Below are 24,480 nucleotides of genomic sequence, written 5' to 3'. Positions count from 1 at the left end.
CGTTGAAACCCAGTGACCCTACAGTCGGCCCGCGATCGGAAGGAATGAACCGTGGGAGTTTCCCTGGGCAAGGGCGGCAACGTGTCGCTGAGCAAGGAAGCGCCGGGGCTGAGCGCGGTGTTGATCGGTCTGGGATGGGACGTGCGCACCACCACCGGCGCGGACTACGACCTGGACGCCTCCGCGCTGCTGCTCAACGCCTCCGGCCGGGTCGCCTCGGACCAGCACTTCGTCTTCTACAACAACCTCCGCAGCCCGGACGGTTCGGTGGAGCACACCGGCGACAACCTCACCGGTGAGGGCGAGGGCGACGACGAGAGCATCAAGGTCAACCTCGCGGGCGTGCCGGGCGACATCGACCGGATCGTGTTCCCGGTCTCCATCCACGATGCGGACGCGCGGGGCCAGAGCTTCGGCCAGGTCCGCAACGCCTTCATCCGGGTGGTGAACCAGGCCAACAGCCAGGAGATCGCCCGCTACGACCTCTCCGAGGACGCCTCGACCGAGACCGCGATGGTCTTCGGGGAGCTGTACCGGCACAGCGGCGAGTGGAAGTTCCGTGCGGTGGGCCAGGGCTACGCGTCGGGCCTGGCCGGCATCGCGTCGGACTTCGGGGTCAACGTCTGACCGCCGCGCGCACCGCGCGTGGGACGCGCTCCGGCATGAGGTGAGGACGGCCGGCGCACCGCGGTGCGCCGGCCGTCCTCCGTTCTCCGGACGGCGCCCCCGGTCGCCTTCCTCCACCTGCGTGGCTTTCGCACCCCCTTGACTCAGGCATTGGTCCATACCAAAATCCCGGACGACCCGTGCGAGCCCCTGCGCTCGTCCCCCCACGTCGGGCCCTTTCCCCTGTCCGTCAGACAGAACAGGACCCCTCGTGAGACGTCGTCGCCTCCTCGCCCTCTCCTCCGTCGGACTCGTCGGCGCCTGCGGGCTCGAACCCGGCGGAAGCAGCAGACGTACCGTCACGGCGTGGCTGATGAAGGACAGCGCCTCGCCGAGCTTCCTGCGACGGTTCACCGCGGCGTTCGAGCGCGACAACCCGAACCTGCGGCTGAACGTCCGCATCCAGCAGTGGACCGGCATCGGCCCCAAGGTGCAGGCCGCTCTGGACGCCGACTCCGGCGAGGGACCCGACGTCATCGAGGTCGGCAACACCCAGGTGCCGCAGTACGTGGAGGGAGGCAGGCTGCTCGACCTGACCCTGGAGTCGTCGCTGCGCTGGGGCAGCGAGAGCTGGCTGCCCGGCCTCGCCGAGCCGGGACAGTTCCTCTCCCACCAGTACGGCATTCCCTGGTACGCGGCCAACCGGGTCGTCGTCTACCGCAAGGACCTGTTCGCGCAGGCCGGCATCAAGACCGCGCCCCGCACCCGGGAGCAGTGGCTGGATGCCACGGAGAAGCTCAACTCCGGTGGCAACCAGGGCATCTACCTCGCCGGGCAGGACTGGTACACACTCGCCGGGTTCATCTGGGACGAGGGCGGGGAACTGGCCGACGACGGTGACGGCGAGGGCTGGCGCGGCACCCTGGACACCGCAGCGGCCCTACGCGGCATGGACTTCTACCGCCATCTGCAGGCCCTCGGCGACGGGCCGGCCGGCGCCGACGAGGAACACCCGCCGCAGGCAGGCGTGTTCGCCAAGGGCCACGTCGCCCAGATCGTCGCGGTGCCGGGCCTCGCCCGCACCGTCGTCCAGCAGAACCCGGGCCTGAAGGGCAAGTTGGGCTTCTTCCCGGTGCCCGGTCCGACAGCCGCCCACCCCGGCGCCGTCTTCACCGGTGGCTCCGACCTCGTCATCCCGAACAACACCCGCCAGCACGACGGCGCCGTGGCCGTCGTCGCCGCGCTCACCAGCGCCAAGTGGGACACGGACCTGGCCCGCACCATGAACTACGTCCCCAACAAGAGGAACCTCGCCCGGCATGTCGCCGGCGAGGAGGGCGTCGCGGCCATGGCCGCCGGGGCGGCACAGGGCCGGGCCACGCCCAGCACGCCCCAGTGGGGCGCGGTCGAGGCGGACAACCCGATCAAGGCGTACATGACCCGGGTGCTCACGGGAGCCGACCCGGCGACGGAGGCCCGCCGGGCCTCCCGGCGCATCACGGACGTACTCAACAGACTGAACTGAGCCTCGTACTTGCTTGGTTGACCCCCCCGCAGGCGCCTGTCCGGAGGCCGAGGTGCTGCGGGTTCAGACCGCGGGGATCACGAGGGTGCCACCGCACGCCCCGTCTGCGGGGAGATCATGCCGGCGCACAGGTTCCTGGCGGCAAGGCCCTGCGCGATACGCGGGATCGCCGCGACCGTGTTGGCGGGCCAGTCGTGCATCAGGATGATCTGGCCGTTGGTGAGCCGGCCGGCGGCCGCGACGATCGCGTCGGTGCTCGCGCCGTTCCAGTCCTGCGAGTCCACGTCCCAGATGATCTCCCTGAGGCCGTACTTGGACTCGACCGACTTCACCGTCGCGTTGGTCTCGCCGTAGGGCGGGCGGAACAGCCGGGGCGTGCCGCCGCCCGCGGACGCGACGGCCTGCTGGGTGCGGGAGATCTCCGAGTCGATCTGGGCCTGGGCGAGTTGGGTCAGATGCGGGTGGGTGTAGCTGTGGTTGCTGACCCACATGCCGGCCGCGACCTGGGCCCTGACCTGGGCCGGGTAGGCGGCGGCGTACTGCCCCTCGTTGAACATCGTGGCCCGCAGGCCGTTCTGCCTGAGCGCGTTGAGCAGATTGGCCGTGTTGCCGGACGGGCCGTCGTCGAAGGTGAGTCCGACGTAGCCGGTGCAGGTGGCGGCCTGCGCGGGGGCGGCGTGGAGGGTGAGGGTGCCGGCGGCGACAAGGGCGACGGCGGCGCCGAGCCTGGTGGTGAGGCTCATCCCGACACCGTGATGTTGGAGCTGCCGCTGCTCTGGTAGCCCTCGGTCGCGAGGATCATGTAGTACTTGAAGCTGCCGAGCGGCATGCCGGCGCGGCCCCAGGCGTCGAAGTGGTTGCCGGTGGTGATGGTGCCGCCGGTCCGCTTCGACTGGCGCACGCTCCAGTACTGGTTGAAGGTCTTGGTGCCTTCGACGGACGGGGCGTTGTACCGCGTCGTCATGTAGATGTCGTACGTGCCGCCGTCGCTGGTGACCGTGCCCTTGTACGTTCCCGTGGGCCGGTAGGTGCCCCAGTTGTCGACGATGTAGTACTCGACGAGCGGGTTCGACGTCCAGCCGTACAGCGACAGGTAGCCGTTGCCGGACGGGCTGAAGCTGCCGGAGTAGCTGACGTTGCGGCGAGCACCGGTGCTCCAGCCCTTGCCGCAGACGAAGTTGCCGGTGTTCCGCCAACTGGTGCTGTAGTTGCCGCCGTTGCCCAGCGTCATGGAGACGGTGTTCTGCGCGTCCGTCCAGAACGAGTAGTAGAAGCCGTTGTTGGTGCCGGTCTGGTTGGTGGTGATGACGGTGGCGGCCCGGGCGGTACCGGGCACCGCCAGCGCGGCGGCCGTCCCCAACAACAGACCGCAGGCTGCCCTGCGGCTCAGCGGGTGTGCGGGTGTGGCGTCCATGTGGGGGTTTCCTCCTCGTGCATCGAGGCCGGGTTTCGGTCCGCCAGTTTTGGCCTGTCCCCGTCAAGCGTCAATAGTTTCGGTGAGAACTCGAAACATTCGAGGGCGATTGAGCATGCCATTTTGGCCAATAGATCGCGTGGAGGCAGCGGCAACGTCAAGATCAAATTACGAATGTTTCGGAACTCTTCCGAAGCGACTTACGCGTCAGTGCCCGCCGAAGCTCGGTCTCGCTGTGAGGCGGTGAAACGAGTGGAGAGGTGGAGCCGGCTCGGCATACCGTGACCTGCATGGTTGACGAGTGCTTCGGGCATCCGCGGCTCGCCGCGGTCTACGACCAGCTCGACCCCGATCGCGGCGACCTCGTGGCGTACGTCGACATGGTGGACGAGTTCGAAGCACGTCGAGTGCTGGACATCGGGTGCGGGACAGGGGTGTTCGCCCTCCTCCTGGCTGACCGCGGAATCGACGTGATCGGGATCGACCCTGCCGGTGCGTCGATCGACGTAGCCAAGGGCAAGCCGGGCGGTGAGCGGGTCCGGTGGATCTGCGGGGACATGTCGACGCTCCCGCCGTTGCAGGTCGACCTCGCGACCATGACGGCGAACGTCGCTCAGGCGATCGCGGATCCGACGGCCTGGCAGGACACCCTGCGCGGAGCCTACGAGTCACTACGGCCAGACGGACGCCTCGTCTTCGAGACGCGGGATCCGGCGAGTCGTGCCTGGGAGGAGTGGAACCGGGAGGACTCGTACCGCGTGACAGAGATTCCCGGCGTGGGCGCAGTCGGGACCTGGGTCGAACTGACCGACCTGAGCCGGCCCCTGGTGACGTTCAGATGGACCTACACCTTCGCCGCGGACGGCCAAGTGCTGACGTCGGATTCGACGTTGCGTTTCCGCGCGCGTGAGGAGATCGAAGCGGACCTGGGCGCGCATGGGTTCGTGGTCGACGATGTGCGCGATGCTCCGGACCGGCCGGGCCGAGAGTTCGTCTTCCTCGCGCGGCGTCCGGAGGCAGAGACCTCGGTGCGCTGACACACAGCGATGGGGCAGGCGCCGGATGTGGCGCCTGCCCCAATCCTGCTGTCGCGGACTATCGCGCCACACTGAGGGACAACGCGAACCGGCCTTCCTCGTCCGTCCACCAGTGGGTCAAGTCCAGGCCCGCGGTGGAGAGTTCGGAGCGGACGCCCTCCCGGCGGAACTTTGCCGAGATTTCCGTGCGGAGTTCCTCGTCCTCGGTGAAGTCGACCGCGAGGTCCAGCGCGTGGATCTTCACCGTCTGCGCCGTGCGGGAGCGCAGGCGCATTTCGATCCACTCGTTGTGGGAGTCCCACAGGGCGACGTGCTCGAAGGCGTCCGGGTCGAAGTCGGCGCGCAGTTCGCGGTTGACGACGGTCAGGACGTTCTTGTTGAAGGCGGCCGTCACGCCCGCCGCGTCGTCGTAGGCGCGGACCAGGACCTTCTCGTCCTTGACCAGGTCCGTGCCGAGGAGCAGCGCGTCGCCGGGGGAGAGGAGGGAGCGGACCGCCGTGTAGAAGGCGGCCCGTTCGGCCGGGAGCAGGTTGCCGATCGTGCCGCCGAGGAAGGCGATCAGCCGGGGGCCGGGCGTGTCCGGGAGGGTCAGGCCGGCGGTGAAGTCGGCGATCAGGGCGTGGACCTGGAGGCCCGGACGTTCGGCGACCAGCGCCTCGCCCGCCTGCCTGAGCGCGCTCTCGCTGACGTCGACCGGGATGTAGGTGTCCAGGCCGGTGTGTGCGTCGAGCAGGTGCCTGGTCTTCTCGGAGGAACCCGAGCCGAGCTCGATCAGCGTGCGGGCGCCCGTCGCCGCGGCGATCTCGCCGGAGCGGGCGATGAGGATCTCCCGCTCCGCACGCGTGGGGTAGTACTCGGGCAACTCGGTGATCTGCTCGAACAGATCGCTGCCCGCGGCGTCGTAGAACCATTTCGGCGGCAGCGTCTTGGGCGTGCCGGTCAGGCCCTGCTGGACGTCGGCGCGCAGGGCGGCGTCGGTGGCGTCCTCGGGCAGGGTGCGGGTGAGAAGGAACGGACTCACGTACAAGGCTCCTTCGGCAGTGCGGGGGCCGAGGCGTCGCTCGGCTCCTTGAGAGGGGTGAGCAGCACGTCCGTGCGGCTCGCCGCGAGCAGGGTGCGGTCGGGGACCTCCTGCCAGTGCGGATCGTCGTCGTAGGGCTCGGACGCCACGACGGTGCTGCGACCGGGCCGGGACAGGTACCAGAGGGTGTCGCCCCAGGTGGTCGCGGTGATCGTCTCGCCGTTGGTGAGCAGCAGGTTGAGCCGGGACCCGGGGGCCGCCTCGGCGACCTCCAGGACCGTGTCGGCGAGCGCCTGCCCCTCGTCGTCGCCGTTGCGCAGCCGCGCCAGGACCAGCGCCCAGACGAGCGCCGAGTCGTTGCGGGCCTCCAGCGACAGCACGTCGACGGCGGGCAGGGCGGAGACGAGCGGGGCGAGCGAACCCGGCCAGCCCTTCACCGCCCCGTTGTGGCTGAACAGCCACGGCCCGGCGGCGTACGGCGCCGCCGCGGCCTCCGCGTCCGCCCCGGACAGGGTGGCATCCCGTACTGCGGCCAGTACGGCGCCCGAGCGGACGACACGGGCCAGGTCGGCGAAGGACAGGTCGGCCCAGATGGGCCCGGCGCGGCGGTAGCGGGCCGGCACCGGGTCATCCTCGGCGTACCAACCCACCCCGAAACCATCGGCGTTGACCGTCCCGTGGCGCTGATGCCGGGGCGCCCAGGACTGCCGGTACAGGGCGTGCGCGGGCTGCACGAGAACGCTGCCGAGCGGCTCCTGCGGCCCCAGATAGGCGAGGTGACGGCACATCAGGTGTCTCCCGCGGAGCGTGCGGTGCGGAACCCGGAGAAGATCTGCCGCCGGATCGGGTAGTCCCAGTTGCGGAACGTACCCCGGCAGGCCACCTGGTCCACGGCGAACGAACCGCCGCGCAGCACCTTGTAGTCCGGCCCGAAGAACACCTCCGAGTACTCCTTGTACGGGAAGGCCTCGAAGCCCGGGTACGGCGCCAGGTCGCTCGACGTCCACTCCCACACGTCGCCGATCAACTGCCGTACGCCCAGCGGGGACTCGCCCTGCGGGTAGCTGCCGGCCGGAGCGGGGCGCAGATGCCGCTGACCGAGGTTGGCGTGCTCGGGCCGCGGGTCGTCGTCGCCCCACGGGTAGCGCGTCGAGCGGCCGGTCGCCGGGTCGTGCCGGGCGGCCTTCTCCCACTCGGCCTCGGTGGGCAGCCGGCGCCCGGCCCAGCGGGCGTAGGCGTCCGCCTCGTACCAGCACACGTGCAGCACCGGCTCGTCGGCCGGCACCACCTCGGTGACGCCGAAGCGGCGGCGCAGCCACTGCTTGCCGTCGCGGTGCCAGAACAGCGGCGCCCGGATCCGGTGCTTGCGGATGTGTGCCCAGCCCTCGGGCGTCCACCAGCGTTCGCTGTCGTAGCCGCCGTCCTCGATGAACGCCTGGTAGGCGCCGTTGGTCACCGGCGTGGTGTCGATGTGGAACGACGCCACCTCGCGCCGGTGCGCCGGGCGTTCGTTGTCCAGCGCCCACGGCTCGGTGGAGGTGCCCATGGTGAACGGGCCGCCGGGCACGAGGACCTCGGCCGGACCGGTGAACAGCGGGACGGGGTCGGGGTCGGGGGCGGTCAGGGCCTGCGGGCCCTTGCGGAGCTGATGGGTGATCAGCATCGTCTCGTCGTGCTGCTGTTCGTGCTGCGCGATCATCCCGAAGGCGAAACCCGCCTCGGTCAGCCGCGTCCCGTGGAAGGCGGCGCCCTCCAGCACGTCCATCACACGGCCGCGCACCTCGGCCGCGTACGTACGCGCCTCGGCGGGCGGCAGCAGCGGCAGCGAGGGCCGTTCGGAGCGCGGGTGCTCGAAGGCGTCGTAGAGGCCGTCGATCTCGGGCCGCATCGCCTCCCGTCCCGCGACCGCCCGCAGGAGCCACAGCTCCTCCTGGTTGCCGATGTGCGCCAGGTCCCACACCAGCGGCGACATCAGCGGGGAGTGCTGGGCGGTCAGGTCGGGCTCCTCGACGCAGCTGGTCAGGAGCGTGGTGCGGTCACGCGCGGTGACAAGGGTGGTCAGCGCCCGCTCGCGGAGCGTCTCCGCGTCGATGAACGACTCCTCCGTCGCGGATTCGTCGATGACGGGGGCGTCGATGGCGGGGTCGGTCATGTGCGGATGTCCTTCCCGTGCGGGCGCCGGTCCGTGCCGCGCACCCGGTCCAGCAGATCGTCGGCCGGGCTGCGGCCCTGGATGACATAGCGGTCGAGGTACGCCGCCACGGCGTCCGTGACCTCGGTGGTGGCGCCGATCCTGGGCAGGGCCTCCAGCGCCGCGGCGAAGCAGGTGATCGCCGCCTCGTGCAGTTCCGGGTCGGCCAGTCCGTGGCGGGCGGCGTCGATCCACAGGGGGTTGTGCGGCGCCGGCAGCCCGAGAGCCCGCTCCGCCAGCGGCTTCACCGTGCGGTACGCGGTCTCGGCCGCCTCCGGATCGTCGAAGAGCGCCGCCGTCACGGCGAGCGGGACGATCCACCCGTCCTCGCCCGGCTGCGCGTCGATCATGCGCAGCTCCAGGAACCCACGCGGTCTGACCGGCGGGAACAGGGTCGTGATGTGGTAGTCGAGATCCTCCCGGGTCGGCGGCCTGGGCGCCCCGGAATCGGCCCAGTCCCGGAAGGTCAGCCCCTCCGGTACGTCCCAGGGCCCGTCGGCCTGGCGGACGCACATCACCGGCGCGTCCAGGACGTGCCGGGCCCAGGCCCGGCGCGGATCACCGTCCAGCGGGGGCGCGCCCGCGCGGCCGGGGCCGATCTCCAGCCACAGCAGCTGCCGGGTGGAGCGCCAGCCCGTGGGCTGCCGGCCGGCGAGCGGGGAGTTGGCGAAGGCGGCCACCAGGACCGCTCCCAGCTGGTGCGCCAGCCACCAGCGCCGCCCGTGGCCGAGGGGGCCGGGCTCCTCGTATCCGCAGTCCAGGCCGATCTGGACCGAGGCCGAGGTGCACATCATGCGACGGCCGGCCGGTCCGGTCCGGTCGAGACAGGCCTCCAGCGCGTCGTACCGCGGTTCGTGCAGGAACCGGCGGGGTGCGTGCCATGGGTCGTGGCCGATGCCGACGAGGCCGAGTCCCTGCCCGGTGAGGACCGAGCGGACGGCGTCGAGGTCGGCGGAGACGGTGCGGATGCACTCCATCAGGGAGGCGGCGGGCGGCGAGCTGAGCTCCAGCTGACCGCCGGGCTCTATGGTGAGCGCCGACCTCAGAGGTACGTTCCGCAGAGCGGCGTAGGCCGCTTCGAGTCGTTCGGTTGTGACGGGGAGCTGCGGTGTGCGCAGCTCGTGGACGAGCCATTCCACTTCCACGCCGACGGTGCGGGGTGGGCCGGTCTTGAAACAGATGCCCCGGACCAGTGCCTCCACCTCGGGTGGGGTGAGGGCGGTGCGGGGCTCCGTACAGTCGGGCGCCGGATGAGTACTCGGCGTATCGGACATGCCAGGAACCTCCTGAGATTCGAGCGTGCCACCGCGCCGGGCCGTCAGGCGCCCGGACGGCAGCACTCGTCCCACCCAAGACCCTCACGCCCAATCGCACAAGGGTGCGTATTCGTACGTTCCGGCTCGGTAATCTCCTCGTTCCACACGTTCGCCAGGGCTTTCCCGGCCGTTCGCGCACCCGGAAACTCTGTTGCACGGCATGTCCAGCATCGCCCAGGATCGGTCCATGAGCACGACGGGGGAGAACGCGCGGCGCGCGTGCACGGCGCTCACGGGGGTGGCGCCATGAGCGCGCGCCTGCGCGGCATGGCGCAGCAGACGGAGCAGATCGTGGCCGCGGGGGCCTATCGGACCGCCGACGGACGCGAGGTCTCCGTTGCGCAGGCCGTAGAGGCGGCGCGGGCGGGGACGCGGATGTACGGGCCGGGTCCGGTGGCGGTGCCTTCGGCGGTGGGTGCCGAGACGGCCTTCGAGGTCACGGGTGAGAGCAGCCTGGAGGCCGCGCGCCGGCTCGGCGGCGAGGTCGCGGTGCTCAACTTCGCCTCGGCCCGCAACCCCGGCGGCGGCTACCTCAACGGCGCCCAGGCGCAGGAGGAGGCCCTGTGCCGCGCCTCCGCGCTGTACACGTGCCTGGTCGAGGTCCGGCAGTTCTACGACCATCACCGCACCCACCGCGACCCGTTCTACACCGACCGTGTCATCCACTCACCGGCCGTGCCCGTCTTCCGCGACGACCGCGGCGGTCTGCTCGACGAGCCGTACACCGCGGGCTTCCTGACCTCGGCGGCTCCGAACGCGGGCGTGATCAGGCGTACGGCACCGGAGCGCGCGGGAGAGCTGCCGCAGGCCCTGGCCGTGCGTGCCGAACGGGTGCTGGAGGCGGCCGCGGCCCACGGCTACCGCCGGCTGGTACTGGGGGCCTGGGGCTGCGGGGTGTTCCAGAACGATCCGGCGCAGGTGGCGGGCGCGTTCCGCGAACTGCTCGGACCCGGCGGCCGCTTCGCCGGCACCTTCGAGCAGGTGACGTTCGGGATTCTGGACCGTACGGCGGGCAACGTGGTGCGCGGGGCGTTCGCGCGGGCGTTTCCGGAGCGGCTGCTTCAGCCGTAGCGCCGTGGAGAGGTGGGCGGGGGCCGGGGCCCGTGTGGTGAGGCCCCCGCAGACGGGGGATGCGGCGGGGGCCTCGCCCAGGTAGACGGACGAATGGGGCGATGAGTTCCTGGCCGGGGCCGGGTTTCTGACCGGCGCCACGACTTTGTTCAGCGGGCGCGGCCGATCCGCATGCCGGGGCGGCGGCGGTGGACGGTCAGGTAGGCGAGGCCGTCGTCACCCGCGGTGATGCTGCGGGTGGAGCCGTGGGGGAGCCAGACCAGGACGCCGGGGGTGAGGGGCTGTGGCTCGTCCTGGTCCGGGGTTCCGAGCGCGCCGTCGCCCGAGACGACGAGCAGCAGCACGTCCAGGTCCGGTTCCGCGTGCGGGGCGACATGGCGACCGGAGGTCAACCGGACCAGATTGGCGTCGAGTTGGCGCCCGCTCTCGGTGAGCTTCCACGCCACGGCGGCCTCGGACGATGCCGCGGCGGCCAGGGTGGCGGTGTCGCAGAGGATGCGCGCGGTCGGCTCGTCCGGCGCTTCGCCGCCCGCTGTCTCGGCGCTGGTCATCGGCTGCCCCTTCCCTCCTGCTCGCTCGTCTCACAGCTTGCCGTAGAATTATTACAGGTACTGCTTGGAGAAAATGTTCCCAGGTGGGACCGCTGGTGGGACAACAGGCGGGATGGGAGAGGGGCGTCGGCATGTCTCCTGCGCGTGAGCGCATCGGTTCGCGCCGCCGCGAGGTCCTCGATGTGCTGCGTACGGTTTCGGGGCCGCTCGGTGTCGCGGAGGTGGCCGAGCGTCTCGGTGTCCATCCCAACACCGTGCGGTTCCATTTGGAGGCGCTGGTCGGGGAGGGGCTCGTAGAGCCCGAGGGGCTGGAGCCCTCCGGGCCGGGCCGCCCGCGGACGGTCTACGCGCCGCGCGCGGGCATGGACCGGGGTGGAACCCGGCGCTATCAGATGCTCGCGCAGGCGCTGCTCGGTCAGCTGGCGAGCGCGGGACCTGACGCGCGGTTCACGGTCGTGGAGGCGGGGGAGGCCTGGGGTCGCTCGCTCGCCGGTCAGTCTCCGCTGCCGTCCGGGAAGGCCGGGAAGGCCGGGAAGGCCGGGCAGGCCGGGCAGGACGGGCAGTCGGCGCATTCCGGGCGGGCCGATGCCGGCGAGGCTGCCGCCAGGCTCGTAGGACTGCTGGACGACCTCGGCTTCGACCCGGCCGTCTCAACGAGCGAGGGTGCGGGCGGCGAGACGCCGTCGCTGATCCGGCTACGGCACTGTCCCTTCCTCGAACTCGCCGAGGAGCAAGGGCAGTTGGTGTGCCCGCTGCATCTGTCCCTGATGCAGGGGGCGTTGGCCGAGATGCGCGCCCCGCTCACGGTGACCGACCTCGAACCGTTCGCCGAACCCGACGCGTGTCTGGCCCACTTGGCGCCCACGCGGAAGTAGACCGACGTCGACGAAGCAGACGGAAGCAGACGGCAGAAGGGCGTTCTCGATGTACCCCACATGGGCCGCGGCGGCGGTCGCGATGACGTTCGTGTGGCTCGGCATGGTGCTGGCGATCTCCTTCCTGGAGGCACCGCTGAAGTTCCGTGCCCCCGGCGTGACCATCCCTCTCGGGCTGGGGATCGGGCGGCTGGTCTTCCGGGCGCTGAACCTCGTCGAGGCCGTGCTCGCCGCGGCGATCGTCGTGACCGTCGCCGTCGGGGATGCGTCGACGGTGGTCGTGGCACCGGCCGTCGCCACGGTGGTCCTCCTCCTCGCGCAGCTGCTCGTGGTGCGCCCGCGCCTGAACCGCAGGTCGGACCGGATCCTGGCGGGCGAGGACCTGCCCCGCTCGCACGAGCACTTCTTTTACGTCGGCCTGGAGTCGGCGAAGGTCGCGGCGCTGATCGCGCTGGGCGTGGGGCTGCTTACCATCGGCTGACGCACCGAATCCGGTGAGCCGAGAGCGAGGGGGCCCGAATGCCGGGGCTGATCATCTTCCTGAACGGGACGTCGAGTTCGGGCAAGTCCAGCATCGCGAAGGAACTGCTGCATACCCTGGACGAGCCCTACTTCCACATGCCGGTGGACGCGTTCCACGCGATGCGGACTCGTCGGGAGATCAGCCAGGAAGAACTCCCCGCCGTTCTACGGCGCACCTGGATGGGCTACCACCGGGCGGTCGCCGGGATGGCCGCGGCCGGCAACAACGTCGTGGTCGACCATGTGCTCAGCGAGGAGTGGCGCCTGCCGGACTGCCTGGAACTCTTCGGCGCCGCGCACGTCGTGCTGGTCGGAGTGCACTGCTCGCCGGAGGAACTCGAGCGCCGTGAGCAGGCGCGGGGGGATCGCCCTGCGGGCCTGGCCGCCATGCAGTTCCAGCGGGTCCACGCGCACGGCGTCTACGACCTGGAGTGCGACACGACCACGGCCAGTGCTCTGGACTGCGCCCGGCAGATCGGCGCCTTCCTGCCGCAGCGGCCGACACCGACGGCGTTCGAGCGCCTCCGGACCGAGCTGCGCCCGGGTCTGCCGGCCCCCGGCCGCGAGTCCGTGGCGCTGTCCTGACCTCGGTCATCGTCGAGAGCCCGAGCGCCGGGCGCAGTCAAGAGGAGGGCCCTCACCGTGTCGATACGCCAGAACTTCGCCAAGCTCCTCACGCGCACGGCCGAGGCCCCCGACGGCGGTTCGTTCGCGGAGGAGCGCGCGTGCCGCTGCACGCGGGAGTGGCCCGGCCTGGAGACGACGGCGAACGGGCACATGGTCCCGGCCGAGCCCTCCAGCCACTACAGCATCCTCACGAACCCCGAGGTCGGCCCGTTCGTCGCACGCTGCACCGGCTGTCGGGCCCGCTATCCGCACCCGTGGGTGATCCCGCGGAGCGCGCCGATGCCTTTCGACTGGGCCCGTTAGAGCCCAGCCCTTGGTCGGGCGCGCGTTCAGCTCCAGCCGTACCGCTCCGCCAGCCGCTGTCGCACCAGGTTGAACCGCCCGCGGTCCAGGGCGCAGGCCTCGCGGCGCATGCCGTCCTCGTGGAGGCGCAGGACGCGGTCGACGTCGACCCAGGAGTCGCGGCCGGTGCGGTCCCAGGGCCCGCTGCCGATGGCCACCCACTCGCGGTCGCCGTCGTGGCGCTTGCTGGAGAGCTGGACGGCGAGCAGGGTGCCCCTGGCCTCGCGGGCGACGACGAGCACGGGGCGGTCCTTGCCGCGGCCGTCGTTCTCCTCGAAGGGCACCCAGGTCCAGACGATCTCACCGGGGTCGGGGTCGCCGTCGTGCGCGGGAGAGTACTCGGTACGCACCTTGCCGACCTGGCGCGGGTCGGCCTCGGTGGTGGCGGTGGGGCCGTAGCGGCCGGGGACGTTCTCATCGGTGTACGCGGTCACGGGGGCACCTTAGACGGAGCGGGTGCGGGCCTGTCACGGTACCCACGTGCACCACGTACAGACGGGGCCTTCGCAGGAGGCGGAGGCCGGGGGCCCTCGAAAGAACCGAGGACCCCCGGACCTGCCACGCTGTCCTGCGCGGCTACCCCTCCTTCTCCACCGGCACCCGCTGCGGCGGCGGAGCCGCGACCCCGTTCAGGGACGGCGAAGTCTCCTTCGGCGTCTGGCCGTTCTGGTTCATCGAGGCCAGGAGCTGGCGGGCCAGACCGAGGCCCGTACCGCCCATGGTGAGTGCCTTGGCGAGCATGTCGGCCATGCCGTCGGCGCCGTTGAGCACCACCATGTTGTCGACGCTGCCGAAGGCGGACGCGCCGGCCTTGACGATCTCCGGCCAGTTCTCGGCGAGTTGCTGCGCGACGACCGCTTCCTGGTTCTCCGCGAGGGCCGCGGCCCTCGCCTTGATGGCCTCGGCCTCGGCCAGACCCTTGGCCTTGGTCGCCTCGGCGTCCGCCAGGCCCTTGGCCTGCGACGCCGCCGCCTCGGCCTCACCGGTGGCCCGCGTCGCGGCCGCCATGGCGGCACCGCGGGTCTTCGTCGCCTCGGCCTCGGCGCCCGCGGCCGTCTTGACCCGGGTCGCCTCGGCCGCCGCCGCGAGCTCCGTCTCCTTGGCCTTGGCCTGGGCGCCGGAGATGCGCGCGTCGCGCTCGGCCTCGGCCAGCGTGCGCTTCTCGTAGGCCCGGGCGTCCGCCGGCTTGCGGACGTCGGCCTGGAGCTGCTGCTCCCGCCGGTGCGCCTCGAGTTCGGCCACCCGGGTCTCCTGGACGACGACCTCCTGCCGGGCCGCGGCGTCGGCGAGCGGACCCGCCTGCCGGGCCTGTGCGGCGGCCTTGTCCCGTTCGGCCTGGTAGCCGGCCTGCAGAATCTCGCTGTCCCGGGTGGCTTCCGCCATCCGCGCCAGCGCCTGCTGCTCGGCCTCCGTGGCGAGCCGGTTCGACTCCGCCTGCGCGATCCGCGCGTCCCGCTGGACCGCCGAGGCGTGCGGCAGGGCCAGGTTGCGGATGTAGCCGGTCGGGTCCTCGATCTCGTGGATCTGCAGCGAGTCGACGATCAGGCCCAGCTTCTCCATCTCCGTGCCGCAGGCCGCCCGGGTCTGCCCGGTGAGCTTCTCCCGGTCGCGGATCATGTCCTCGACCGTCAACCCGCCCACGATGGACCGCAGATGACCGGCGAAGACGTTGTGCACCCGCTCCGACATCAGCTTCTGCTGGTCGAGGAACCGGCGGGCGGCGTTGGCGATCGACACGAAGTCGTCGCCGACCTTGAAGATGACCACGCCGCGCACCTTGAGCGGGATGCCCTGCTGCGTCACGCAGTCCACTTGCAGTTCGGTCTCGTTCAGATCGAGCGAGAGCTTGCGCACCGCCTGCACACCGGGCAGCACCAACGTGCCGCGCCCGGTGACGATACGGAAGCCCATGCCCTCCCCGAGCCCTTCCGTCCTGTGCTTGGAGCCCGAGATGATCAGTGCCTCGTTGGGTTCCGCGACACGCCACATCAGCTTGAACAGACCGATGAGTACAGCGATGGCCAGGACGGCCACCCCCGCAACGACGCCGACAACCATCGGCATACGCCCCCTTTGCATGGTGCCCTTTCGGCACCGAACGAAGGGAGTGTGCTCCTGCGCCGGGGCCCGGTGAAGACGCTGACGATTCCTTGTCGCGTTCTTGACGCGGGGCCTGTCAACAGGCTCTCACCTGGGCGGAGTTGGGCTCAGGTGTTCAGACAAGTGTGGTCGTAATTCGATGGCGTGCGCGAGATGCTTTGCTCGCTCTGGTCTCCGTGGCAGAACCCACATACCGGATTCGAGCCCTGCATACGGACTCGACGGTCACCGTCCACCAGGCGTTGGGCAGCCCGTACGGCTACCCCTGTGATCTGGCGCGCCTGCCGATCAGGCCGGAGACACGGGCCGAGCCGGCCAGGTTGAGCGAGTGGTACCAGTAGTCGATCGACTGGGACTTTGGACGCGCTGCGTCGCGAGTTGGGTGCGGAGTGGATCTTTCGGGACGAAAGCCTGCTGTGAGGAGCGGTGCGGTCCGCGGAGAGCAGGCCTTGAGTCCTTGTGAGCGTACTTCCCAAGCTCTGCGCTGAGTCGGAACAAGCCCGTTCCGGCCGGGCGAACGCCGTTCGCATGCACTCGAACTGCGAGAACCAGCCGCTCCACGTCGGCGCGGGATGGTTGAGCCGGTATGGATCTCGCAGCCTGCCCTGTCGATGACGAACAAGGATGCCGTTGCCAGGCTCGTTTGGCCGGTGGCGATGACGCCCCTGGCCGCTGTCCTTTCCGGGGCAAGCGCACCCGCCCGAGTCGCGGCCTTCCACCTCGCGTGTCAGCCTGAATTCATGATCAGGCGATCGCCTTGCCGCCCGCCCGTTCGGGTGCGGGCACGGTGGGATGGCCGCCGGGCGGGGACGCTCGAAAGGAGTTGGTCCACATGATTCCTGTTACCGCGTCCACTGTACGTATCGAGGCGTCTCTCGACCCTGGGCTGTCCAGATGGCTGTGGCTGGTGAAGTGGCTCCTCGCCATCCCGCACTACATCGTGCTGTTCTTCCTGTGGATTGCGTTCGTCTTCGTGACCATCGTCGCGTTCTTCGCCATCCTGTTCACCGGCCGCTTCCCCCGGTCCCTCTTCGACTTCAACGTCGGCGTACTGCGCTGGAACTGGCGGGTCGGCTATTACGCCCACACCGTGCTCGGCACCGACCGGTACCCGCCGTTCACTCTCGCGGATGTGCCCGACTACCCGGCGCACTTCGACGTCGCCTATCCCGAGCGCCTCTCCCGCGGCCTGGTCCTGGTGAAGTGGTGGCTGCTGGCGATCCCGCAGTACATCGTCGTCGGGATGTTCGTCGGTGGCTGGGGAGAAGGGAGTGGGGACAGTTGGCGGTATGGCGGTCTGATCCCCTTCCTCTCCCTGGTCGCCGTGATCATCCTGGCGTTCACCGCCCGTTACCCGGTTCACCTTTTCGACTTCCTGCTGGGCCTGGCCCGCTGGGCCGCGCGGGTGGCTGCTTATGCCGCGCTGATGACCGACGAGTACCCGCCGTTCCGCATCGACCTGGGCGGACAGGACTCCCCGTCGGCAAGGATTCCGGCGAGCGGTTCCGATCGGTAGCGCAACCTACGAGCGCGGTCTCCATGCCCCACGCTCATGTACAGGACGGCGAACTCGACGCCGCGCGGCAACTGCTACCCCGTGAACGTCCCTGTCCGGTGGATGGATCGGCCCTGGCTCACCTGTGTTGAGGAGGCGCCGGTGCGCGCCGGGTCAGGCGTGTGCCCGGTGGCTCGGACGACGCCCTGCGCGATGTGCCAGGGAGCCGATCAGGGCCGCCTGGACCAGCGCGGCCGCCAACAGGCTGGCGTAGCCGGCGATCATGGAGGGCGTACCCGTCATGCGCAGCGTCGCGAGGTACTCCAGCGGGTCCAGGAGGAGGCTCGCCGGTGCGGTCAGGAGGGTCAGTGACATGTCGAGGGACGCGGAGTGGCTCCGGGCGGTGAAACGGACACAGACTTCGCGGCCCACCGTGACCGCGGCCACCACTGCCAGGTAGATCCGCGAGCCGAAGGTGCCGAAGGTCAGGTCCGCAAGTCGGTGTGGCAGGGCCGTGATCCGCATGGATTCTCCGCGTGCTGAAGTGCCGAAGTGTTGAGGGGCTGGAGAGTTTCCGACAGCCTCGCGGGTCCATTACGCCCGGTCCTGAGTATGGGTACTCAGCCGGACGGCGGCCGTACACAGACGGCCGCGCCCCGACCATGAGACCGCGTGCGTCCGGGAGTTTCCGGACGCACGCTTGCCGTTGGTCAGTTCCGGTAGCGGTAGAGGATCCGGCCGCGGGTCAGGTCGTACGGGCTGAGTTCTACGAGTACGCGGTCGTAAGGGAGGATCTTGATGTAGTTCTTGCGGATCTTGCCGCTGATGTGCGCGAGCACGTGGTGGCCGTTCTGCAGCTCCACCTTGAAGGTGGCGTTGCGTAGGCATTCGACGACGGTGCCCTCGATTTCGAGGCCGTTTGCTGCTCTTGCCAAGGTGTGTCTCTTTTCGAATCGGAGAGGGGTTATGGGGCGCGCGGCGTGGTGCGGGTTCAGTGGTGGATCAGCTCCAGGTAGCCGCTCGATCGCCGCGCGCCGGCGCCCTCGAACAGGGTGATCGCCGCGGCGTTGGAGGTGTCCACCTCGGCCCAGGCGGAGTCGATCCCGCTCCGGTGGAGTGTGCTGAGCGCGTGGGTCAGCAGGGCCCGCCCGATGCCGTGACGGCGCTGATCGGCCCGTACGGCGATGAGTCCGATCCGTGCCCGGCGGCGCACCGGCACCACCCGGACCAGACCGACGTACTCGCCGTCCCGGACCGCCGTCGCGTACTTCGAGGGGTCCACGAGCGTGCACCCGGGCCGGCCCGACAGCACCTCGGCCGGCATCGTGCGCCAGCCGACGGTGGCTTCGACTTCCTCGCGGATCGCACGGTCCAATGCGCGCAGCCGGTCCTCGTCCGCCTCGCCCGCGGGCAGGATCGTGACGCCGGGCGGGAGGTGCTGCGCGTCGAGCCCTCCGCCGCGCGGGTGACCGGGCAGGACGTATTCCCATTCCCGGCGTCCGACGGTGAAGCCGAGCCGCTCCCAGTGCGACTTCAGGTCCCGGTCGGCCTCGCCGACCACGGTGTGGACCGGTGCGGGCAGGTCCGCCAGCATCGCGGTGGCGAGCTGGTCGAAGATGGTGTCCTGCCATACGTCGATACTGAGGAAGAGCCGCCCGTCGGGCCGGTGCGCGACGTCGCCGTGGCCGACGATCAGGTCCCCGGCCACGGCCTCCCACTGCGTCTCCGCGACGCGTGTGATGACCACAGTGTCCATAGGTGTTCGCCTTTCAGGAGTGCCTGGTTGGAGAGGCGCTCCCGACGACACCTGGATCAGTCGGACACCGTGACGGAAAGGGGGAGCACCCACCTCGATACAGCGTTCATGGGTGTCACCTCCTCCGGTGATGTCACGGTCAACCGCAAGCTACCAGCAGGGCCTTGAGCCCGGCCAACTCTTTTTCGCACTGCTGGCAGCCACCGCTCACGACCGCGTCGCCGTCCCGCACCCCGCGTCGCCGGACTCCTGCATGCGCTTGTCCATCGACGTGCTGCGGTCGTACGGGTCGACCTCGGCACCGTCTCCCGGACGCGAAGCGGCGCGCTCCGAGCCGAACTTGGGGGTGAGGTAACCGGTGTAGGTGTCGCAGCCGCCGTTGGTGGTGTCCACCTTGTACGAGACGAGTGAGAACGTGCCCGGCTCGATGACGATCTTCGCCGGGTTGTCCCAGCTCATCACCACCTCGCGGCGCACGATGGTGCGGGCGACCTCGCGGCTTCCCGCCGCGGCGCGTACGACCGGATAGACGTACGTGACATCACTGGTCACCTCGACCGCGCCCCGGTCACCTTCCCGGTACGTGATCCGCCCTCGCGTCTTGACCACGTCCCCGACCAGCCGGACCTTCGTCTTCTCGAAGCGGCTGAACAGCAGCAGGGGGTCGTTCTTCTTGCTGGGTGTGCGGAACGCGGCCGCCAAGTAGTCCTGGACGTCCCGCTGATGGGGGTTGATCAACGCGATGGCCTTGGTCGGCCGTTCCCCGCGCAGCACACCACGGTCCAGGCTCGACGCGGCGAGGAAGTCCCGGCTCTTCTTGAGGACTTGAGCGACCTGCGCCTTGGTCATCCAGCCGGTCGCCCGCGCCTCGGGCATGCCGATGCCGGTCGTCCCGTCCCCCCACTGCGCCGCGGGCGAACCCCTGAACGGCTCCTCCACGGTGGGCTGTTCGGCTGCCGCCTCCGTCGGCGGCGGCTGGCTCGGGCGCTTCGACTCCACGGCGAGCGGTGCATTGTCGCCGCCCCCGGCTCCCCCTCCGCCACCACCGCCGAACCATCCGGCCACCCGCCCCGGATCCACCGCCACGACGGCCAAGGCGGCCGCGACCAGCAGGCCGATCACGTACCAGCCCTTGCCGCGGCGCCGCCGGTCCGGTTGCTGACTCCGCCACGGTTCCGGCCGGCCGGACTCCTCCTTCAGCCGCTGCGCCACCATCCTGGCCCGCGCCGACGGCTCCTCGGGCGCGCCCTTGGTGCCCGCCTCGGCTTCACGAAGGAAGCGCTCCCACTCCTCGTCCGGTATGGACGCCTCACCCTTCCCCACGAGGGGCCCCGCCCTTCTCACACACCCGGTCCCTCCCCAGGGCCGGTCATTTGTCCGTGCATCATCACACAGCTCGGCCGGCGCGATGACCGCTGTCGACGCGTGCATGCGTGGCGGGCAGCGTCCGGCCCAGGCGGGCGAGTGGGGACAGGGCCAGCACGGCCGGCGACAGCAGCATGCCCGCGGCCGTCACCAGGAGGCCGGTCCGCGTGCCCCACGCCTCAGCGAGGAAGCCGCCGAGCGGCGAGCCGAGCGCCGTCAGCCCCATGCCGACGCAGTTGATCGTCGCGGCGGCGCGGCCCTGCATCGCGTCCGGAGTGACGGTCTGGCGGACCGCCATGATCGTGACGTTCACCAGCTGGCCGAAGGTCCCGAAGACGAAGTTGACCGCAAGGAGCGCGGTAACCGTCACCGCGGAGGAGCCGTGCAGTGCCGGCACGGCCAGGAACACGCCGTCGCCGAGTGCCGCCGCGGACACGAGCACAGCGCCGTGCCCGAAGCGGCCCGGCAGGCGCGCGGCGAGCAGGGAGCCCAGCAGCGCGCCCGGCCCCGTCGCCGCGAGGGCCAGTCCGACGGCGGTGCCCGACAGGTGCAACTCCCTTGGCAGAAACAGCAGATAGACCGTCATCACGGCCGCGAAGAAGAACTGGAAGGCGGCCGACGCGAGGCACACCGTACGTAGTGAGGTGTCGCGCGCGACGAAGCGCAGGCCCTCATGGATCTGCCGCCAGATCAGCGGTGGACGCTCCGTGCGTTCCGGGACCGCCTCGCGTCGGCCGATCCGCCGGATCGACAGGAACGACAGCGCGAAGAACACCGCGCTGCACGCGGCAGCGATCGGCGCCGACAGCGCGGTCACCAGCGCGCCGCCGAGGGCTGGACCGCCGATCTGCGCAGCGGACCGGCTGCCCTCCAGCGCGCTGTTGCCCCGTACCAACTGGTCGCGTCTCACCAGCCGTACCAGAGACGCCTGGTACGCCACGTCGAAGAACACCGACAGCGCTCCGACGGTGAAGGCGACCACGAGCAGCGCCGGCAGGCCGAGCCAACCGAGGAGTCCGGCCACGGCGGCTGCGCCCAGGACGAGAGTGCGTCCGGCATCGGCCAGCACCATCAGCGTGCGCGTGCGCCATCTGTCCACCCACACGCCGACGAAGAGCGACAGCAGCAGGATCGGCGCCTGCCCCACCGCGCGCAGGGCACCCACCTGGCCGGCACCGGCGCCGAGCGTCAGGACGGCGAAGAGTGGCAGGACCAACAGGGTTGCGTGTTCGCCCAGTTGGGAGACCGTCTGCCCCCACCAGAGCCTGCGGAAGTCGCGGTCCCGCCACAAGCCGGAGGCCGAAGAAGCGGAGGACGCGGAGGAAGCGGAGGAAGCACGGCGCGGCAGGGACGGCACAGGGAACCCCTCGGAGGGCCGAAGACAAGACAGGAAGGCTCGCTGTGCCGCACGTCAAGGGCAGCACGCGATGACGGGCCCTTCAGGGCCTCAGGCGTCAACGCGTGCGTCGGCGACCGACCATGTCCTCACTCCCCACTCCTCACTCCCACTCCCCACTCCGCGCTCCTCACTCCCACTCCGCGCGCCCGTGCCTCGTGCGTGCATCATCGGAGTCGCGCTCAACTGTCGTACGCCTCGGTGACGTAGACCGTCCTCGGCGGCAGGTACTCCACGACCATGACCACCGTGCCCCGCTCCATGCGGGCCGTCGCTGCGGCCGGATAGGCGAGGAAGTGCTCGGCGCCGCCCCGCACCCGGACCATCACCTCGCCGACGAGCCCGGGCCCGACCGTTCCGGTGACCCGCCCCATGAGCCCGACCATCGACGCATCGTCCATGGTCACAGCGTACGGCTGGAGCAGTCCACCCGCTCAGGCCGCCGAGGCATCCGTGACGGCCCGCCCCGGCGGCCACGCCTCGTGCCAGCGCAGTTCCACCTCCAGTTGCGCGGCGAGCGAGATGAGCAGCGGCTCGCTGCCCGCGGGGCCGAGCAGCTGCGCCCCGACAGGCAGTCCGCCGGTCACGAAGCCGGCGGGTACGTTGACGCCGGGCCAGCCCAGGACGTTCCACGGCCACGCGTACGGGCAGGCGGCGATCATCGCGCGGTCGGTGGCGAAGCCGCTCAGCGGCAGCATCGCGCCGATGCGCGGCGGGGGAGCGGCGGTCGTCGGCGCGAGGACGACGTCGTACGACTCGAAGAAGCCGCCGATACGGCGGTGCAGTACGGCCTCCGCCCGCCGTGCCGCCCGGAGCGGTGCCCCGCCGAGCAGCCGGCCGAGGCGGGCCGCGTCGCGGGTGCGCCGGTCGAGCAGCGCGGGGAAGGGCGCCTCGGCCACGCGCTCGGCGAGCCCGGCGGTGGCGCGGGGGATGAAGGTGAGGCCGATCTGCCCGTAGGGCGGGTCGGCCTCCTCGACCGCATGCCCCAACCCGCTCAGTTTCTCGGCGAGTTGGACGACCCGGGACCGTACCTCCGGCTGCAGTCGGGCGGGCAGGGCGGTGAACGGCGGCTTGAGCGCGAGCGCGATGCGCAGCCGCCCGGGCTCGCGCCCGACCGCCTCGGAGGCGTCGATGCGCGTCGGCCGGTGCGGATCGAGGTCGTGGTTGCCGCTCGCCGCGTCGAGCAGCAGGGCGGCGTCGGCGACCGTGCGGGCGAGGGTGCCGTTGACGGTGATGCCCTGGAAGGACTCGCCGCGCGGCCAGGTGGAGATCCGGCCGCGCTGGGGCTTGATGCCGATGAGGTGGGTCCAGGAGGCGGGGATGCGGACGGAACCGGCGCCGTCCGAACCGAGGGCGGCGGGCACGAGCCCGGCGGCGACGGCGGCCGCGGAGCCTCCGGACGAGCCGCCGGGTGTGTGCTCGGGGTTCCACGGGTTGCGGGTCGCGCCGAACGCGGGGCCCTCGGTGAAGGGCCACTGGCCGAATTCGCAGGTGTTGGTCTTGCCGACGATCACGGCTCCGGCCGCCCGCAACCGCCGTACGGCCTCGCCGTCCTCGGCGACCGGCGGGAACTCCCCGTCGCAGCCGAACGCGGTCGGCTCACCGGCCACGTCCATGTCGTCCTTGACGGCGACGGGCACGCCGAGCAGCGGTTTGCGCACACCGGCGGCGAGTTCCTTGTCGGCGGCGTCGGCCTCGGCGAGGGCGGCCTCGGCCCGCACGATCCGGAAGGCGTTGACGGCGGACCGGCTCGCCTCGATACGCGCCAGCGCCTGCTCGACGAGCGCCCGGGAGCTCACCTCCCCGTCGGCCAGCGCACGGGCGGACTCCGCAAGACCTGCGGCACGATCGGGCGTCATGCGGGCACCTCCGGTAGCGCGTCGCGTTCTCTACCGAACAGTAACGTCCGCGGGGCGGAGCGGGGAACGGGCGCGGCGGGGAACGCGTGGTGTGTGCCCGGTGTCCGCCGGCCGCGGTAAGGGGCAGGGCCCGATCAGTGGTGCATGTGGGGGCGATGTCACACATCGCCCACCCGTCCGGTCTTAGTACACGACTGCGGACGACGCGCAGACCACCGCACAGATCACCGCACCGTATTCGGCGCGTGCCCGCCCTGCTCACGCCGTTCGCCCCGTTCGCCCGCCGAAATGAGAACACCCGTGGATCACACAGAACAGCTCGACGTCGCCGAGGCCCCCGCGACGGCACGGATCACCACGCTCGACAGCCTCCGCGAGCACCTTCAGTGGGCGATCGAACTGGAGCACGCCACGCTGCCGCCCTACCTCTGCGCCCTCTACTCGCTCGACCCGCAGCGCAACCCGGACGCCGCCCAGGCGGTGAGCAGTGTCTTCGTCGAAGAGATGATCCATCTGGCGCTGGCGGCCAACCTCCTGAACGCCGTCGGCGGGCGGCCGCGCCTGGACCCGGCGACCCTGCTGGCGCCCCATCCCCGGACCCTGCCGCACGCCGACCGTTCGCTGAAGCTGTCACTCGTGCCGTTCGGGGCCGACGCACTCGAGATGTTCCTCCGGCTGGAGCGTCCGGCGCCGCCCGGCGCTCCGGCCGAAGGCGACGGCTACGAGACCATCGGGCAGTTCTACGACGCGATCGAGCAGGGCCTGCACCAGCTGTGCGCGGAACTCGGCGAGGAGAAGCTGTTCTCCGGCGACCCGGCTCGCCAGATCACGGCCGGTCCCTTCTCGCACACCGGCGGCCAGTTGAAGGCCGTCACCGATCTGGCCTCGGCGCTGGCGGCGCTGGCGGAGATCGTCGAGCAGGGCGAGGGCACGTCACGCGGTGAAGTCTGGGACGGCGACCGGGACGTCTTCCACCCCGAGCGCGACGAGGTCGCCCACTACTACCGGTTCCAGGAGCTCAAGTTGGGCCGCCGGTACCGCCGCGGCGACACAGCGCAGTCCGGCCCCACCGGTGAGGCCGTCGTCGTCGACCGCGACGGCATTCTCCCGATGCGCCCCAACCCCCGCCTGGCGGACCGTCCTTCGGGCAGTCCGATCCGAACCGGCCAGGAACGGTTCAACCGGACGTACTGCATATTGCTCGACCAACTTGAGCAAGCTTTCAATGGCGGTCCGGCCATGCTCGGGACGGCGATGGGCACGATGTACGCGCTCAAGGGCCAGGCACAACGCCTGCTGCAGACGCCGGACGGAGACGAGACGACCGCCGGCCCGACCTTCGAATACGTGGAGCCCGAGTCCCGCGGCTGAGGGCGACCTCCCGCGCGCTCGCAACCCTCTCTGGAGGTGC

At 70.8% G+C, this 24,480-nt stretch carries 26 protein-coding genes; 10 read left to right on the top strand and 16 right to left on the bottom strand.

The annotated features are described in order from the left end of the window. Nucleotides 1–51: 51 nt before the first annotated feature. Together ACFU97_RS15020 and ACFU97_RS15015 are read left to right on the top strand one after the other, a co-directional pair. Nucleotides 52–627 carry a TerD family protein gene (locus ACFU97_RS15020; RefSeq protein ID WP_384255732.1) on the top strand — a complete coding sequence of 192 codons (576 nt, stop codon included), beginning with the start codon at nucleotides 52–54 and terminating at the stop codon, nucleotides 625–627. Nucleotides 628–877: 250 nt separating this feature from the next. After that, entirely contained in the window at nucleotides 878–2,131 is a 1,254-nt protein-coding gene (locus ACFU97_RS15015; RefSeq protein ID WP_384255730.1) for an extracellular solute-binding protein, read from the top strand. A gap of 77 nt (nucleotides 2,132–2,208) precedes the next feature. On the opposite strand, the gene ACFU97_RS15010 is transcribed toward ACFU97_RS15015, so the two are convergent. Continuing rightward, nucleotides 2,209–2,874 carry a polysaccharide deacetylase family protein gene (locus ACFU97_RS15010; RefSeq protein WP_384255727.1) on the bottom strand — a complete coding sequence of 222 codons (666 nt, stop codon included), beginning with the start codon at nucleotides 2,872–2,874 and terminating at the stop codon, nucleotides 2,209–2,211. Then, complete coding sequence (locus ACFU97_RS15005; protein WP_384255724.1) at nucleotides 2,871–3,545, bottom strand: glycoside hydrolase family 11 protein; 675 nt, start codon at nucleotides 3,543–3,545, stop codon at nucleotides 2,871–2,873. The genes ACFU97_RS15010 and ACFU97_RS15005 overlap by 4 nt, the downstream gene beginning before the upstream one ends. A 290-nt stretch (nucleotides 3,546–3,835) precedes the next feature. On the opposite strand from ACFU97_RS15005, the gene ACFU97_RS15000 reads away from it, so the two are divergent. Then, nucleotides 3,836–4,582 carry a class I SAM-dependent methyltransferase gene (locus tag ACFU97_RS15000; RefSeq protein WP_384255721.1) on the top strand — a complete coding sequence of 249 codons (747 nt, stop codon included), beginning with the start codon at nucleotides 3,836–3,838 and terminating at the stop codon, nucleotides 4,580–4,582. A gap of 58 nt (nucleotides 4,583–4,640) precedes the next feature. Here the strand turns inward: ACFU97_RS15000 and egtD are convergent, their stop codons facing one another. Genes egtD through egtA form a run of 4 tightly spaced genes read right to left on the bottom strand, consistent with a single transcriptional unit; the run spans nucleotide 4,641 to nucleotide 9,068 of the window. Beyond that, nucleotides 4,641–5,603: an L-histidine N(alpha)-methyltransferase gene (gene egtD, locus ACFU97_RS14995; RefSeq protein WP_384255718.1), complete on the bottom strand. Its 963-nt coding sequence runs from the start codon at nucleotides 5,601–5,603 to the stop codon at nucleotides 4,641–4,643. Then, the gene (egtC, locus tag ACFU97_RS14990) at nucleotides 5,600–6,391 is read right to left on the bottom strand and encodes an ergothioneine biosynthesis protein EgtC (RefSeq protein WP_384255716.1); all 792 of its coding nucleotides are present in this window, start codon (nucleotides 6,389–6,391) and stop codon (nucleotides 5,600–5,602) included. The genes egtD and egtC overlap by 4 nt, the downstream gene beginning before the upstream one ends. Beyond that, a complete protein-coding gene (gene egtB, locus ACFU97_RS14985; RefSeq protein ID WP_384255713.1) occupies nucleotides 6,391–7,755 on the bottom strand; it encodes an ergothioneine biosynthesis protein EgtB in 1,365 nt (454 codons plus the stop codon). The genes egtC and egtB overlap by 1 nt, the downstream gene beginning before the upstream one ends. After that, nucleotides 7,752–9,068: an ergothioneine biosynthesis glutamate--cysteine ligase EgtA gene (egtA, locus tag ACFU97_RS14980; RefSeq protein WP_384255710.1), complete on the bottom strand. Its 1,317-nt coding sequence runs from the start codon at nucleotides 9,066–9,068 to the stop codon at nucleotides 7,752–7,754. The genes egtB and egtA overlap by 4 nt, the downstream gene beginning before the upstream one ends. Before the next feature lie 288 nt (nucleotides 9,069–9,356). On the opposite strand from egtA, the gene ACFU97_RS14975 reads away from it, so the two are divergent. Next, nucleotides 9,357–10,181: a TIGR02452 family protein gene (locus ACFU97_RS14975; protein ID WP_384255707.1), complete on the top strand. Its 825-nt coding sequence runs from the start codon at nucleotides 9,357–9,359 to the stop codon at nucleotides 10,179–10,181. Between the two features lie 149 nt (nucleotides 10,182–10,330). On the opposite strand, the gene ACFU97_RS14970 is transcribed toward ACFU97_RS14975, so the two are convergent. After that, nucleotides 10,331–10,732, bottom strand: a complete 402-nt coding sequence (locus tag ACFU97_RS14970) for a hypothetical protein (RefSeq protein WP_384255704.1) — start codon at nucleotides 10,730–10,732, stop codon at nucleotides 10,331–10,333. Between the two features lie 131 nt (nucleotides 10,733–10,863). Here ACFU97_RS14970 and ACFU97_RS14965 point away from each other — a divergent pair, with 131 nt between their 5' ends. From ACFU97_RS14965 to ACFU97_RS14950, 4 genes are read left to right on the top strand one after another with little or no spacing between them, the layout of a single operon-like run. Beyond that, on the top strand, nucleotides 10,864–11,607 hold the full coding sequence (locus ACFU97_RS14965) for a helix-turn-helix transcriptional regulator (RefSeq protein WP_384255701.1): 744 nt from the start codon (nucleotides 10,864–10,866) through the stop codon (nucleotides 11,605–11,607). 49 nt (nucleotides 11,608–11,656) lie between these two features. Continuing rightward, nucleotides 11,657–12,088, top strand: a complete 432-nt coding sequence (locus ACFU97_RS14960; RefSeq protein WP_384255699.1) for a hypothetical protein — start codon at nucleotides 11,657–11,659, stop codon at nucleotides 12,086–12,088. Between the two features lie 38 nt (nucleotides 12,089–12,126). Then, entirely contained in the window at nucleotides 12,127–12,714 is a 588-nt protein-coding gene (locus tag ACFU97_RS14955) for a chloramphenicol phosphotransferase CPT family protein (protein WP_384255696.1), read from the top strand. Nucleotides 12,715–12,771: 57 nt separating this feature from the next. Beyond that, nucleotides 12,772–13,059: a hypothetical protein gene (locus ACFU97_RS14950; protein ID WP_384255693.1), complete on the top strand. Its 288-nt coding sequence runs from the start codon at nucleotides 12,772–12,774 to the stop codon at nucleotides 13,057–13,059. 26 nt (nucleotides 13,060–13,085) lie between these two features. On the opposite strand, the gene ACFU97_RS14945 is transcribed toward ACFU97_RS14950, so the two are convergent. Both ACFU97_RS14945 and ACFU97_RS14940 read right to left on the bottom strand, forming a co-directional pair. Beyond that, nucleotides 13,086–13,532, bottom strand: coding sequence for a type II toxin-antitoxin system PemK/MazF family toxin (locus tag ACFU97_RS14945; RefSeq protein ID WP_384255690.1), 447 nt, complete (start codon nucleotides 13,530–13,532; stop codon nucleotides 13,086–13,088). 142 nt (nucleotides 13,533–13,674) lie between these two features. Further along, complete coding sequence (locus ACFU97_RS14940; RefSeq protein WP_384255687.1) at nucleotides 13,675–15,162, bottom strand: flotillin family protein; 1,488 nt, start codon at nucleotides 15,160–15,162, stop codon at nucleotides 13,675–13,677. 868 nt (nucleotides 15,163–16,030) lie between these two features. Between ACFU97_RS14940 and ACFU97_RS14935 the strand changes: the two genes are divergently transcribed. Next, nucleotides 16,031–16,714 (top strand): DUF4389 domain-containing protein, encoded by a 684-nt coding sequence (locus ACFU97_RS14935; protein WP_384255685.1) that lies wholly within the window; start codon nucleotides 16,031–16,033, stop codon nucleotides 16,712–16,714. A gap of 153 nt (nucleotides 16,715–16,867) precedes the next feature. Here ACFU97_RS14935 and ACFU97_RS14930 read toward each other — a convergent pair whose 3' ends face one another. The 7 genes from ACFU97_RS14930 to ACFU97_RS14900 all read right to left on the bottom strand — a co-directional run bounded on the left by ACFU97_RS14930 (nucleotide 16,868) and on the right by ACFU97_RS14900 (nucleotide 23,069). After that, complete coding sequence (locus ACFU97_RS14930; RefSeq protein ID WP_384255682.1) at nucleotides 16,868–17,218, bottom strand: SCO4225 family membrane protein; 351 nt, start codon at nucleotides 17,216–17,218, stop codon at nucleotides 16,868–16,870. 185 nt (nucleotides 17,219–17,403) lie between these two features. Next, nucleotides 17,404–17,628, bottom strand: coding sequence for a translation initiation factor IF-1 (infA, locus tag ACFU97_RS14925; protein WP_384255679.1), 225 nt, complete (start codon nucleotides 17,626–17,628; stop codon nucleotides 17,404–17,406). Between the two features lie 56 nt (nucleotides 17,629–17,684). After that, the gene (locus ACFU97_RS14920; RefSeq protein WP_384255676.1) at nucleotides 17,685–18,449 is read right to left on the bottom strand and encodes a GNAT family N-acetyltransferase; all 765 of its coding nucleotides are present in this window, start codon (nucleotides 18,447–18,449) and stop codon (nucleotides 17,685–17,687) included. A gap of 207 nt (nucleotides 18,450–18,656) precedes the next feature. Continuing rightward, entirely contained in the window at nucleotides 18,657–19,772 is a 1,116-nt protein-coding gene (locus tag ACFU97_RS14915) for a hypothetical protein (protein WP_384255673.1), read from the bottom strand. A 64-nt stretch (nucleotides 19,773–19,836) separates the two neighbouring features. Continuing rightward, the gene (locus ACFU97_RS14910) at nucleotides 19,837–21,105 is read right to left on the bottom strand and encodes an MFS transporter (RefSeq protein ID WP_384255670.1); all 1,269 of its coding nucleotides are present in this window, start codon (nucleotides 21,103–21,105) and stop codon (nucleotides 19,837–19,839) included. A gap of 287 nt (nucleotides 21,106–21,392) precedes the next feature. Then, on the bottom strand, nucleotides 21,393–21,611 hold the full coding sequence (locus tag ACFU97_RS14905; RefSeq protein ID WP_384255667.1) for a hypothetical protein: 219 nt from the start codon (nucleotides 21,609–21,611) through the stop codon (nucleotides 21,393–21,395). Nucleotides 21,612–21,644: 33 nt separating this feature from the next. Continuing rightward, a complete protein-coding gene (locus ACFU97_RS14900; protein ID WP_384255664.1) occupies nucleotides 21,645–23,069 on the bottom strand; it encodes an amidase in 1,425 nt (474 codons plus the stop codon). A 300-nt stretch (nucleotides 23,070–23,369) separates the two neighbouring features. Here ACFU97_RS14900 and ACFU97_RS14895 point away from each other — a divergent pair, with 300 nt between their 5' ends. Continuing rightward, entirely contained in the window at nucleotides 23,370–24,440 is a 1,071-nt protein-coding gene (locus ACFU97_RS14895) for a ferritin-like protein (protein ID WP_384255661.1), read from the top strand. Nucleotides 24,441–24,480: the final 40 nt, after the last annotated feature.

This window comes from Streptomyces sp. NPDC057616 (genome assembly GCF_042800575.1).
Classification (GTDB): Bacteria; Actinomycetota; Actinomycetes; order Streptomycetales; family Streptomycetaceae; genus Streptomyces.
Note: the sequence above shows the minus strand (reverse complement) of the source record. Positions and strands in the feature narration are given on the sequence as shown.

Excerpts from the sequence above, each read along its gene's own strand:
- egtA (WP_384255710.1), bottom strand. The coding sequence starts at position 9,068 with ATGTCCGATACGCCGAGTACTCATCCGGCGCCCGACTGTACGGAGCCC.
- ACFU97_RS14955 (WP_384255696.1), top strand. The coding sequence starts at position 12,127 with ATGCCGGGGCTGATCATCTTCCTGAACGGGACGTCGAGTTCGGGCAAG.
- ACFU97_RS14965 (WP_384255701.1), top strand. The coding sequence starts at position 10,864 with ATGTCTCCTGCGCGTGAGCGCATCGGTTCGCGCCGCCGCGAGGTCCTC.
- egtC (WP_384255716.1), bottom strand. The coding sequence starts at position 6,391 with ATGTGCCGTCACCTCGCCTATCTGGGGCCGCAGGAGCCGCTCGGCAGC.
- ACFU97_RS15005 (WP_384255724.1), bottom strand. The coding sequence starts at position 3,545 with ATGGACGCCACACCCGCACACCCGCTGAGCCGCAGGGCAGCCTGCGGT.
- ACFU97_RS14930 (WP_384255682.1), bottom strand. The coding sequence starts at position 17,218 with ATGCGGATCACGGCCCTGCCACACCGACTTGCGGACCTGACCTTCGGC.
- ACFU97_RS15000 (WP_384255721.1), top strand. The coding sequence starts at position 3,836 with ATGGTTGACGAGTGCTTCGGGCATCCGCGGCTCGCCGCGGTCTACGAC.
- ACFU97_RS14970 (WP_384255704.1), bottom strand. The coding sequence starts at position 10,732 with ATGACCAGCGCCGAGACAGCGGGCGGCGAAGCGCCGGACGAGCCGACC.
- ACFU97_RS14975 (WP_384255707.1), top strand. The coding sequence starts at position 9,357 with ATGAGCGCGCGCCTGCGCGGCATGGCGCAGCAGACGGAGCAGATCGTG.
- egtB (WP_384255713.1), bottom strand. The coding sequence starts at position 7,755 with ATGACCGACCCCGCCATCGACGCCCCCGTCATCGACGAATCCGCGACG.
- ACFU97_RS15010 (WP_384255727.1), bottom strand. The coding sequence starts at position 2,874 with ATGAGCCTCACCACCAGGCTCGGCGCCGCCGTCGCCCTTGTCGCCGCC.
- ACFU97_RS14935 (WP_384255685.1), top strand. The coding sequence starts at position 16,031 with ATGATTCCTGTTACCGCGTCCACTGTACGTATCGAGGCGTCTCTCGAC.
- ACFU97_RS14920 (WP_384255676.1), bottom strand. The coding sequence starts at position 18,449 with ATGGACACTGTGGTCATCACACGCGTCGCGGAGACGCAGTGGGAGGCC.
- ACFU97_RS14900 (WP_384255664.1), bottom strand. The coding sequence starts at position 23,069 with ATGACGCCCGATCGTGCCGCAGGTCTTGCGGAGTCCGCCCGTGCGCTG.
- ACFU97_RS14905 (WP_384255667.1), bottom strand. The coding sequence starts at position 21,611 with ATGGACGATGCGTCGATGGTCGGGCTCATGGGGCGGGTCACCGGAACG.
- ACFU97_RS14960 (WP_384255699.1), top strand. The coding sequence starts at position 11,657 with ATGTACCCCACATGGGCCGCGGCGGCGGTCGCGATGACGTTCGTGTGG.
- ACFU97_RS14940 (WP_384255687.1), bottom strand. The coding sequence starts at position 15,162 with ATGCCGATGGTTGTCGGCGTCGTTGCGGGGGTGGCCGTCCTGGCCATC.